1 pseudogene is annotated in these 238 nt (G+C 65.5%); it reads left to right on the top strand.

Features of this window, described 5'->3' with window-relative positions:
* Window positions 1–238: pseudogene (locus tag AC0IYH_RS33780) on the top strand (excinuclease ABC subunit B); the annotation flags it as partial.

Genomic DNA, 238 nt, shown 5'->3' with positions numbered 1-238 from the left:
GAGCAGACCGGCGGCGTCTTCGCCGAGCAGGTCATCCGCCCGACCGGACTGATCGACCCGCCGATCGAGATCAAGCCGGTCGAGGAGCAGGTGCAGGATCTGATCGTCGAATGCCGCAAGACGGCGGAGGCCGGCTACCGCACGCTCGTCACCACCCTGACCAAGCGGATGGCCGAGGATTTGACCGAGTTCATGCACGAGGCGGGCATCAAGGTCCGCTACATGCACAGCGACGTGG

It is taken from the genome of Pseudomonas sp. AC463, assembly GCF_979253585.1.
This window is presented reverse-complemented; position numbering and strand designations above follow the sequence as displayed.